The following is an 11,244-nucleotide window of genomic DNA, read 5'->3' as shown; positions in this document are numbered from 1 at the left end:
TCATTTGTCTTATGTGTTGGTAGTGGCAGTCTTAATCAATACAAATCTACCCGGGATAACTGTAATTTGCAAATTTATGATATCTATATTTTTCCTGGCGTTCAATCAACCTACTTTTTTTGGAGTTTTTAAAGTGATCTCCGAAGAAAATTTGCCGGTAGATAAGTTCCTTCGTACAGAATTTTTTCAATAAAAACTTTAATTTTACTAGTCTGATTGTAATGTGAATCTATTTATAAATATCTGTTAATTAGTGTGTTAAAGTAAATTCTAAAACTTTATACCGTATTATAGATGAGAGTTGAACAGGCATCACTTTACGATTTATCAAGACTATTTCAGGATTTTCGACTATTTATTAAATGGTAATTTTCAAGGCTGCAATAATCTCTATGGTTACAAATACCTATAATCTTTTAAAAGGTTCATAAAAGATTTCTTCATGAACTGTAATGAGTATACGTTCATCTCGTTTGTAGGAATTAATTTGAGTTGATTTCATACATGTGTTGTTATTAATTCTACAAGTTAGTTTGCGAAAAATTCCTTTCGTTTAATTATAAGTCTGTAAAGTGCAAAAAATGGATTTAGGCATTCAGATATTCTTCTAACAGCTAGCGTAGGTGTATAGAATTGATTGTATGATCCCGAGTTGAAATAGTTTTGGATTGATACACAAGTCATTGTAACGCAACACCCCCGCTGCTGGAAGTCTTGATTTTTATTTTGTTTGTGAATCATATCTGATTTAAGCCTTGCCACCGCAGCGAAAATCCTGAATTTCTACGGAGCGTAAAAATTTTTCTATCCATTGATCCGCTTGCAACAAAGTGGCATTATCAAAGTAATACTGAAAATATGACGGGTTTACTCTTTTTAGGAGTAGGTAGAGCCGCTGATGGTCTAGTGTAACACTAAAAATCTGCTCAAACTTATTAAACGGTTTCAGTAAGAAGAAATGAATATTTGTTAGTACTTAACAAGGAAATGTAGAAAACATTTTAGCGTAAAATTACTAAGTAATACGTACGTGAAGTAACGATAATTTTAGCTTGACTTACATAAAAGTCTGTAATAGGTTTATTTCACCATAAAATATTTGGTCAAAATGCCTTAAATATTTGTTTTAGAATATTTATCTCTACCTTTGCTTATGAGAAAGCGACACTGGTAGCATTTATAATTATTCAGTGAAACCTGGATGGAAAATTAACCTACCGGCAGCAAAACTCGCCCTTGATTTAGGAAATAGATACGATGCGTACGTGATATTCTCCAACCCTAGTTAATAAAGGATTTTTCTTAATTGTAATAGAAAAAATTCTAAATGCCGGGCTTGAAGTATATGAAGTAAATAAAGATTTAACCCTCTTGCAATGCCCGGACCATATGGCTAACAAAAAATAACTTCGGTTTTCCCTGGCACTTTATCATTGTTTTGTTTTTCGAACTAATTCAGGTAACGAATATGAGTACACAGCTAGCCCAGTTTACACCCTTTAGAATTCCGCTGGAAAAGCAGCGCAGTGTTAATTTGAGTAGCGTGCTCAAAAAATACTTGTATCACTGGCCACTTTTTCTGATCGGGTTATCGTTAGCAGCAGTTGGTGTTTTTACCTACTATCAGGTCGCAAAGCCGGTTTACGAAATCAAAGCAACCCTTCTGATCCAGAATGAGAAAAAGACAGCAGATCAGCAATCGCCTTTGCATGAAATTGATTTGCTGAGCACCAATCGTATCATGGAAAATGAGTTTGAAATTCTCAAATCCAAACAATTGATAGGGGAAGTTGTACGTGATCTGAAGCTGGATATTGTATACCAGAGAATGGACGGACTGGCAACGGAAGACCTTTATAAAAACAGTCCTGTTAAATTGACGCTTATCAATCCGACAGGGAATTATTCCAGCAGCACTGTAAATCTTGTCATCATCGATAAGAACTCGTTTTTTGTAAGTATGCCGGATGGGAATTTGAAGCAGTTTTCATTCAAGGAAACTTTTAAAAATAATTTTGGGAGCTGGAAGCTTGAACCAACGCCGGTGATTGGTGAATTTAAAGGGGCAAAAATCAGAATTGTTTTGCACGATCCGGATGCCTTGGCCATTCAGTACCAGAAACGAATAGGTGCGGCCTTATCCAGTAAATCGTCAACGGCCGCTGTCCTTTCCATTTCGGACGAGGTGGCTCAGCGCGGCAAGGATATTTTAAACCGTCTTATTCAAAACTACAAAGTAGCGGGTATTCTTGTGAAAAAACAGGAGACCAGAAGTACGCTGGATTTTATTGATTCCAGACTCACCACGCTGGCCAGTGAGCTGAACAGCGCTGAAAAAGGAATTGAAACCTTTAAAAGCAGCAGAGGGCTTACGGATTTGAGCTCTGATTCAAAAATTAGTCTGGAGAACATGCAGGCAAACGATGCGCGTCTGAGCCAGGTCAATGTTCAGCTAAGCATTATCGAAGGGATCGAGCGCTACATTAATTCCTCGCTGAACTCGGGAAAGACGCCGTCCACCTTAGGGATTGACGATCCGGCCCTGAGCAGCCTGATCGAAAAATTAGCTCAACTTCAGCTGCAACGAGAAAGACTTTTGGCAACAACGCCTGAGACCAACCCGGATTTTGAACCAATTAACCGATCCATTTCGATTACAAAATCGGCGATTAAGGAAAATGTAGCCAGTATCCGGTCGACGTTACAGAATACACAGGCGAAACTGCAGTCTTTTAACGACAATTTTCTTTATTCGATCAAAAATATCCCGGTTCAGGAGCGTCAGTTTATCAATATCAAAAGACAGCAGGCTATTAAGGAAGGGCTTTACACGTATCTGCTGCAAAAGAAGGAAGAGGTTTCCGTAAGTTATGCTTCCGCTTTGGCCAATGATAGAATTGTTGATGAAGCCTATGCAGGGGCGCCAAAGAGTGCGTTGAAAGCAATGATTTTTGCGATAGCGCTATTTCTAGGCTTAGCTTTTCCGGCAGGCCTGATCTATGCAAGAGGCGTTATCAGTCCGAAGGTAAACGATCTATCAGAATTAAAGGAATCAGGTGAAATTCCCATCATTGGCGAATTGCCTTTCGAACCTACAAAGAATACCATAGCGATCAATGGAAAAAGTACCACAGCGATAAGCGAACAGTTCAGAGCGCTTAGAATTAAAATGTATTACCTTTTCGGCCAGAAGGAAACTGGACGCGTTACGCTTGTAACCTCCAGCGTAGCAGGAGAGGGTAAAACCTATGTAAGCAGTAATCTGGGCGTCGCTATGGCCTTTTCGGGCCGAAAAACTGTGCTGGTCGAACTGGATTTGAGAAAGCCCAAGCTTGCTGAGGTCTTCGAGATCAACACAGATCACCCAGGAATAAGTGATTTTTTGAACGGAAAAGCCTCGGTGGATGAAATTATTCAGAATTCAAAATTAGAGCCGACGCTTGATGTTATCGGGAGTGGTGCGCTTGTCCATAATCCTTCCGAGCTTTTGGAAAGACAACAGCTTGCAGATCTGATATTGAGCCTACGGGATCTTTATGATGATGTAATCATTGACAGCCCGCCCGTACATCTTGTTCCTGACGCGATGATCCTATCCAGGGTAGCCGATATGACCTTATACATGATCAGACAAGGGTTTACCAAGGTTGATGAGCTGGAGTTTCTTCGGGAACTAAATAAGCAAAACCAGCTGGTAAACATTAACGTCATCTTTAACAGCATCCAGCGTATCCGTTATGGCTACGGTTACAATTATGACAATAACTACTACAATAGTAAAAAGCCAAGCTTATTGAGATCGATTTTTGGAGATTTTACCAGCAGATTCTAGTATGATCACAAGCCAAAATCCGACTCGAAGCATTGTGAAATCTTTCGAGCATGTAAACCTGTACTTGACCTAAATTGTAATGAAAAAGAAAATCATTGTTGTTCCTCAAGCCGGTCTCGGCAATAGAATGCGTGTATTGGCTTCGGCCGTACAGCTTGCGAAAAGAGATAACCGCGAGCTTTGGATTGCCTGGCCGGTTAATGCAGCGCTAGGCTGTGAGATGACCGATATTTTTCAAAGCATCGGCATGGAGTATTCTGTTCCGCCCAAATGGATTAATTTCCTTTTGACAAACATTTACAGACCTGGCTCCAATTCCCGGTTTTTCGGATTATTAAAATTTGTTTCGAAGCTTTTTGCCGGGCAAACGCTGTTTGATGACGACATTCGTGACGATCGTACCAACCGGGTCAAGCAGCTTAAGATAAGTAGTGAAGAGTCCACAGTGCTTATTGCAACCTGCTTTCCTTTTGGCGATCAACAGGTCGAAGAAACCTACAACGACTACATGAAAAACGAGGAGTTGGCCGAACAGTTTGCCAACTTTAAATTTAGCGAAATTTTAAAGGAAAGGGTTAAGCAGGAGTACCAAAAAATAGGTGAACCTTATATCGGCATCCATATCAGAAGGACTGATCACGTGCATACGATAAAAGACAGTCCCGATGAGAACTACATTATTCAGATTGACCGGTATCTGGCTGAAAATCCTGCACAGAGGTTTTTACTCGCAACTGATGATGAGCCGACCAAAATCTTATTTAAAAAGAAATATGGTAATCAAATGCACATATTCAACCATAAAATAGGCCGGGACGATCTGGAAGGAATTTATGGAGGTGTCGTTGAGCTTTTGATGCTTGCAAATTCGAGCAAAATCATCTGTTCCTGTAAAAGTTCATACAGCAACACAGCGATTGTTCTGGGTGCTATTAAAGATATTGTTTATATCGATACCCATGTTTTTGATATAGCAAAACCGATGCAGGCTTAATAAAGGCATTGCCGTTTTCATTATTCTCTCAGGCAGATAAACCCAGCTTTAATGACGAATGTTCTGCACTTTATATGCAATAATTTTACCAAAGGCCATGAGCGAAGCATTAAGGCTAAGAAAAATATTGGATTGTCCTTTATCATCAAGGGTGCCAGCATAGCCATCAGCCTTATCCTGGTTCCATTGACGATCAACTATATCAATCCGTATAGATATGGGATCTGGCTGACGCTGAGCTCTGTGGTTAGCTGGTTTAGTTTTTTTGATATTGGGTTGACTAACGGGTTAAGAAACAAACTCGTACAGGCAAAATCGGAAGGTGATCTCAAACTTGCTAAAATCTATATCAGTACAACATACAGTATCCTGGCCTTAATTTTTGCCGGCGTCTGGCTTATTCTGATGATTACCAACCATTTTTTAAATTGGTCGCAGATCCTAAAGATTTCTCCGGCGATGGAGTCGGAAATTTCATTTTTGGCGGTCATCATTTTTTCCTACTTCTGTCTGCAGTTTGTGCTCAGAGTTATTACCACGCTGCTTATTGCGGATCAGCAACCGGCAAAAACTTCTCTTTTGGACCTATTAGGGCAAATTCTGTCGCTGGTTCTGATTTTTATTCTGGTAAAAACCTCAGAGGGCTCTTTGATCAAATTGGGTATCGCGCTCTGTGTATCTCCGTTACTGGTTCTGATTGGCGCCAATATTTACTATTTCAACGGAATTTTTAAAAAATACCGTCCCAGTTTTTCGGATGTCAAATTTGCGTATTCAAATGATCTGCTAAAATTGGGGCTAAGTTTTTTTGTCATTCAAATAGCGTCCATTATTCAATATGAATCGGCCAATATTATCATCTCACGAAATTTTGGAGCCGCAGAGGTCACCTCTTATAATGTTGTTTATAAGTATTTTGGCGTGTTGCATATGGTCTTTATGATTTTTATCACACCGTTTTGGTCAGCATCCACGGAGGCTTTCTATAAAAATGATATTGCCTGGATCAGAAACGGTATCCGTAAATACAATATGCTCAATGTAGCGATGTTTCTTGGCGGTATTCTGATGCTGCTGCTTTCTGACAGGGTGTACAGTATCTGGCTGGGCAAGGGAAAGGTTGATATTGATTTTTCACTGTCATTTTTCGGATTTGTTTTTTTTAGCGTCGGGATGTTTGGCAGCAAGTATGTGAATTTTCTTAACGGAATAAATGCGCTCAGACTCCAGTTCTGGTCAAGTATTGTAAGTCCGTTTCTTTACGTGGGCACGGTGCTTGTGCTGATCAAATATTTCCATATCGGTGTTTATGCTGTGTTTGTCGGAGCCATTATAGCCAATATCAACGCTTATTTGATAGCGCCCTTGCAGTATTACATGATTATTATTAAAGGTAAGAAAGGGATCTGGATCAGATAGGTTATTTATATGAGCTGGTTTAATTGAGTGTAACTATCAAAGCAACGTCATGAACAAAGTTTTACTTTACGGAGGCCTTGGAAATCAGATGTTTCAATATGCGTTGAATCTGGCTTTGAATGAGAAAGGGATAAAATCTCGTGTTTCGATTTCAGAGTACTTCGGGCATGTGCATCACAACGGATTTGCGATGTCTCATGCGTTCAATTTACAGTTACCTTTTCCTGTTAATGTTCAAAATTTTCTGCTCAAAAACGGTGGTTTGGTTTTCGAAAACAGGCTATCCTACTTTTTCCTTCGGCAGTTGCTGAAAGTCCGGCGGAAAAGTGCTGCTCTTTACCGGGAAAAAAAAGAGTTTATAAGAGATGAAAATGTTTTCTCGCAGCGCCAGGCGACGCTGATGGGGACGTGGCAGGCAGAATCCTACTTCGACGATATCGAAAATGTGGTTAGAGATAACTTTGTCTTTAAAAAGCCAGCAGACAGAAAGAATATCGCTTTGAGCGTTGAAATTTCTGAGCGTAATGCCGTGAGTATCCATATCCGGCGTGGTGACTATTTAAACCCGATCTGGGCCGGGAGCCACATGGTCATCAAGGACAAGGTCTATTTTGAAAACGCGATCGAGCTGATCGAAAACAGTACCGATTCGCCTCATTTTTATATTTTTTCGGATGACATGATCTGGGTTAAAGATAATATAAGAATCACAAACTGTACCTATGTAGATCATAACAGCGGCAGGAACTCGTATTTGGATATGTATCTGATGAGTCTTTGCAAGCACAATATTATTTCCAACAGCACTTTTAGCTGGTGGGGAGCGTGGCTTAACCGGAATCCGTCAAAAATTGTTGTTATGCCCGACCGGTGGCTCCAAAATGACGCTGCGCAGGGAATATTTCCTTCCGAATGGGTAAGGCTTGAGGTTTAACAGCACACTTGCTACTGTATATATGTTTGATTTAAAAAAGTTGACGCCTTTTGACTGGGTAATGGTAGGTTTCATCCTGCATGCGCTGGGAGGAATGTTCTTTGATAGCTCCAAAGCACTCTGCTATCTGTTATGCGGTGTGGGGCTGATTATTATATTTTATAATGCCGTGTTTCAGATTCAGTTTCAAAAGCCGTTTGGCGGCATGATGCTGGTGATTTTTATTTTATTCCTTCTTTGGACTGCGATCATTTTGATTCGCCCGTTTGTGAGCAGGGAAACGTTTTCCTCGGATGGTTACTCGTTGATCAACCGGTATACCTGGCTGTCATTTATTACCCCGTTAATCGTGTTTTTGGGCTTTGGGCAGGTAACTCTTAGCAGTGTTTTTAAATTCACCTTCGTTCAGGGTATTATCGGGATTGTGCTTTTGGTGCTCAATTACAAACAGATTTTCCAGGCCAATGAAGATATCGATGTCGAGGACTATCAGACATACATCGGCATTATTTATATTCCGCTTCAGTATCTTTTTGCGTCATCGTTTATGATCCTTTGCTCTGAGTTTATTTCCGTGAAATACCGGGTCATGGCTTATTTTACGATGTTTACCTGCGTTTTTCTTGCGCTTTATTCGGCACGGCGAGGTAATCTGTTTATGTATTTGCTGATCGTTCTGTTTGCTTTTATACTCAATATTGCCGCGTCCAAAGGAGCGTCAAAACTGCTCAAATTAGGCATTGTGACCGTAGTCATAACGTTTGCTGTGCTGTTGTTTAATGTGTATGCCGGCTCGACTTTCGCCCTTTTTCTGGCCCGGCTTGAAGAAGATACAAGAACCGGTGTTGAGGAATATTTCTATTACAGTTTCCAGGGCGAATCGCTTGACTGGATCATAGGGCGTGGACTGAACGGAACTTATTATTGCCCGATTTTTGATATGTCAAATGTAAACAGGGGAATGATTGAAACTGGGTATCTGCATTTGATACTCAAGGGCGGGATTCTTTACCTGGGACTTTTTTGCTTTTTGGTTTTGCAGTCGGCTTATCTTGGCTTTTTCCGCTCGAATAACATTTTGACAAAAGGCATGGCTTTCTATCTTGTTGCCCACATTATTTTTTTGCTGCCTTTTGGTTTGCCCGCTTTTAATTTTGAATACATCGTGCTTTGGATTTGTGTTTTTTACTGTCAGTCCAAAGAGTTTCGCATGTGCTCTGACACGGAAATAAAATTGCACTTAGCCTATAACTAATCATCCAACGTGAGAATACTTTGGTTTGCCATCACACCCTGCGGAGCTGCAGAGAAGTTGACACCCGGTTCGTTTACAGCGGGTTGGTTAGCTGCTCTGGAGCAACAGGTCAAGCATGATCCCTTTATTGATCTGTCTGTCAGTTTTTATTACAACGGTAAAATGGACCCTTTTGAGTATAAATCGGTTCAGTATTATCCGGTTTCCCGCGGCCGGGGCCAGACTAAGCTAGCTAAACTGCTCGACCGGCTAGAAGCCTATCAGTCAAACAGGGATGAGCGCTATATTGAGAAACTTGTAAAGGTGATAGAAACTGTGCGTCCGGATGTGATCCATATTCATGGTACTGAGGATAATTTTGGTCTGATTCAAAAGTACGTACAGCTTCCGGTTGTCTTTTCCATACAGAGCCTTCTGACGCCTTACAGGGAGAAATTTTTCTCCGGTATTCCTTACAATGTGGCATCTTCAAAGGAGAATTTAAGCTCGAAATTGTTGGTAGACTCTGTCCGGAATAACTTCTTTTTGTTTTCAAAATGGGCAAAAAGAGAAGTTGAAATGCTTAAACCAGCCCGCTTTGTGATCGGACGTACCAGCTGGGATAAAAGAGCAACACGAATACTGGCGCCAAAGAGCCTGTATTTTGTTGGAAACGAAATTATGCGAAACAGCTTTTACCGCCATGAGTGGAAAAAGCAGGCGTTCAGTCCGACGATAAAAATCGTTACTACAATGAGCGGCGGGCTATACAAAGGCCTGGAATCAGTTCTTAAAACGGCTGCGATACTTACTTGCCATAACTTTGATTTTCAGTGGCTGGTGGTTGGCCAGACCGAATCGGGCAAATATCCCCAGATGGTGCAGCGCTGGTTAAAAAAGGATTATTCAGCAAACGGTATCACTTTTCTAGGGAGTAAAACAGAATCAGAACTGGTTGACATATTATGTGATGCGGATCTGTATTGCCAGGTAAGTCATATCGAAAACAGTCCTAACAGCCTTTGTGAAGCGATGCTTCTGGGAATGCCGGTGGTTGCAACTTTTGCCGGCGGAACCGATTCAATGCTGGAAAATGGCCTGCAGGGAATGCTGGTGCAGGATGGTGATTCCTATTCTCTTGCCGGAGCGATCAAAGAGCTTGCAGAAGATTTTGAAAAGAGTCGTTGGTACGGGCAAAATGCCAGGCAAACAGCGCTTGAAAGGCATGATCCCAAGAAGGTTGCAAACGAAATTATTGATGTATATAAGGAGATTTATTCATTGGTAAATAAAATAGAAATATGAATAACTTAAAAGTATCCATTGTAACGCCCTCTTACAATCAGGGTCAATTTATCGAGGAGACCATCCAGTCTGTCCTTGATCAGGAATATGACAATCTTGAATATGTTATCATCGACGGAGGTTCGACTGACAACACGGTTGAGGTGATCAAAAGGTATGAAGACAGACTGAAATACTGGGTAAGTGAGAAGGACAACGGACAAACGCATGCGATCAACAAGGGGTTTGCAATGGCTAGCGGTGACATTATAGCCTGGATCAATAGCGATGATGTCTACTGCAAGGGAGCAATCCAGGCCGTGACAGAATTCTTTGAAAAAAATCCGCAGGCGAACGTAGTGGTAGGTAACGGCCTGTTTATGGATTATAAAGGGGAGGTATATGAGAGGAAATATCCTAACATCTCCAGGTTTCAGGAAAAACATTGTATGATGTCCATTTTTCAACCCAGTACTTTTTTAAGAAGAAGTATCTTGACTGATATCGGTTTTTTGAACGAAGAGTACCAGATGATTATGGATGCTGAGTGGTTTTACCGGATCGCTGCGCAGTACCCGTTCTATGTCATTGAGAAGGACCTTTCAATTTTCAGATGGCACAAAGACAGCAAGTCCTCGGGAGATCACAATTCCAAGCTTTTCAAGCGCTATATGCACGAGCATTTAACGGTTGTTAAAAGGGCTCATCCGGCAATGTCAGGGTTTATCAGCAGGTTTCCGAAGGCTTCGTTTAAAGCGCACATTTATGCTGGTTTTGCAGTAAGGTTTCTAAGGCGGCTCTATAAAAGAGAGTTATATAAAATGAAAGATACCAATGTCTGAACCAGCCACCTTTGCATCGAGATTTCCAATTGATACGGATCGGGACCCGCAGCACCATGACAAGCATATTTATTTTGTAGATCTCTCAGATAATGGCAGCAAAATGAAGCTCTGCTATCATCTTTTGATTTTAGCGATTCGCTTTATTACCGTTATTCCGCACCTTATCGTATTTGCGTTTCATTCCAATAAAAAACTGATTCTATCAGATACAGCAACGGTTAAGAATTTGATTTTATCCCTGGTTTTTGCAAGGCAGTATAGAAACCTTTTTTATCACAGGATCGGTAATATCAAATACTTTTTTAAATGGATTTTACCGGAGGACCGGACGCTTGACATTCCGGGCAGTATGCCGCTTGGCAAGACAGCACTTTTTATTCATAACACATCCAGCTTTCTGAATGCAGAAAGCATTGGTGATTATTTTGTCTGCTATCATCACGTTACCCTGGGCACGAACAGGCTGGGAGGAGAGCAGCGGCCGGTCATAGGGAACAATGTCATGGTGTGCACAGGCGCTGTGGTGGTAGGCGGAATAACCATTGGTGATAATGTTATTATTGGAGCAAACGCAGTGGTAGTCAAGGATGTGCCTTCGAATTGTACAGTGATTGGTTCGCCTGCCCGCATAGTGAAACAAAATGGAGTACGCGTTGATATTCCGCTTTGATTATATAAAGCCACTGATGATCACATATTAAC

Annotated in this window: 8 protein-coding genes; all 8 read left to right on the top strand. The window is 41.0% G+C overall.

Going from position 1 to position 11,244, the window contains the following annotated elements; all coding sequences use genetic code 11:
* The first annotated feature begins 1,468 nt into the window (after positions 1–1,468).
* The 8 genes from BMY70_RS02145 to BMY70_RS31185 all read left to right on the top strand — a co-directional run bounded on the left by BMY70_RS02145 (position 1,469) and on the right by BMY70_RS31185 (position 11,212).
* Positions 1,469–3,832, top strand: coding sequence for a GumC family protein (locus tag BMY70_RS02145; protein WP_090331481.1), 2,364 nt, complete (start codon positions 1,469–1,471; stop codon positions 3,830–3,832).
* A 79-nt stretch (positions 3,833–3,911) separates the two neighbouring features.
* A complete protein-coding gene (locus BMY70_RS02140) occupies positions 3,912–4,826 on the top strand; it encodes an O-fucosyltransferase family protein (protein WP_090331479.1) in 915 nt (304 codons plus the stop codon).
* A 51-nt stretch (positions 4,827–4,877) separates the two neighbouring features.
* Positions 4,878–6,245, top strand: a complete 1,368-nt coding sequence (locus BMY70_RS02135) for a lipopolysaccharide biosynthesis protein (RefSeq protein WP_090331477.1) — start codon at positions 4,878–4,880, stop codon at positions 6,243–6,245.
* Positions 6,246–6,294: 49 nt separating this feature from the next.
* Positions 6,295–7,179, top strand: coding sequence for an alpha-1,2-fucosyltransferase (locus tag BMY70_RS02130; protein ID WP_090331475.1), 885 nt, complete (start codon positions 6,295–6,297; stop codon positions 7,177–7,179).
* A gap of 22 nt (positions 7,180–7,201) precedes the next feature.
* On the top strand, positions 7,202–8,434 hold the full coding sequence (locus tag BMY70_RS02125; RefSeq protein WP_090331473.1) for a hypothetical protein: 1,233 nt from the start codon (positions 7,202–7,204) through the stop codon (positions 8,432–8,434).
* 9 nt (positions 8,435–8,443) lie between these two features.
* Positions 8,444–9,718: a glycosyltransferase family 4 protein gene (locus BMY70_RS02120; RefSeq protein WP_090331471.1), complete on the top strand. Its 1,275-nt coding sequence runs from the start codon at positions 8,444–8,446 to the stop codon at positions 9,716–9,718.
* Positions 9,715–10,539: a glycosyltransferase family 2 protein gene (locus tag BMY70_RS02115; RefSeq protein ID WP_090331469.1), complete on the top strand. Its 825-nt coding sequence runs from the start codon at positions 9,715–9,717 to the stop codon at positions 10,537–10,539. Before BMY70_RS02120 ends, BMY70_RS02115 begins: the two co-directional genes overlap by 4 nt.
* The gene (locus BMY70_RS31185; protein ID WP_229209442.1) at positions 10,532–11,212 is read left to right on the top strand and encodes a serine O-acetyltransferase; all 681 of its coding nucleotides are present in this window, start codon (positions 10,532–10,534) and stop codon (positions 11,210–11,212) included. Before BMY70_RS02115 ends, BMY70_RS31185 begins: the two co-directional genes overlap by 8 nt.
* The last annotated feature ends 32 nt before the right edge of the window (positions 11,213–11,244 follow it).

It is taken from the genome of Dyadobacter koreensis, from assembly GCF_900108855.1.
Classification (GTDB): Bacteria; Bacteroidota; Bacteroidia; order Cytophagales; family Spirosomataceae; genus Dyadobacter; species Dyadobacter koreensis.
The sequence above is the reverse complement of the archived record's forward strand: the minus strand, read 5'-3'. Positions and strand labels throughout refer to the sequence as shown.

Bases quoted from the DNA above. Each gene is read 5' to 3' on its own strand.
- BMY70_RS02115 (WP_090331469.1), top strand. From the start codon at position 9,715: ATGAATAACTTAAAAGTATCCATTGTAACGCCCTCTTACAATCAGGGT.
- BMY70_RS02140 (WP_090331479.1), top strand. From the start codon at position 3,912: ATGAAAAAGAAAATCATTGTTGTTCCTCAAGCCGGTCTCGGCAATAGA.
- BMY70_RS31185 (WP_229209442.1), top strand. From the start codon at position 10,532: ATGTCTGAACCAGCCACCTTTGCATCGAGATTTCCAATTGATACGGAT.
- BMY70_RS02135 (WP_090331477.1), top strand. From the start codon at position 4,878: ATGACGAATGTTCTGCACTTTATATGCAATAATTTTACCAAAGGCCAT.
- BMY70_RS02125 (WP_090331473.1), top strand. From the start codon at position 7,202: ATGTTTGATTTAAAAAAGTTGACGCCTTTTGACTGGGTAATGGTAGGT.
- BMY70_RS02130 (WP_090331475.1), top strand. From the start codon at position 6,295: ATGAACAAAGTTTTACTTTACGGAGGCCTTGGAAATCAGATGTTTCAA.
- BMY70_RS02145 (WP_090331481.1), top strand. From the start codon at position 1,469: ATGAGTACACAGCTAGCCCAGTTTACACCCTTTAGAATTCCGCTGGAA.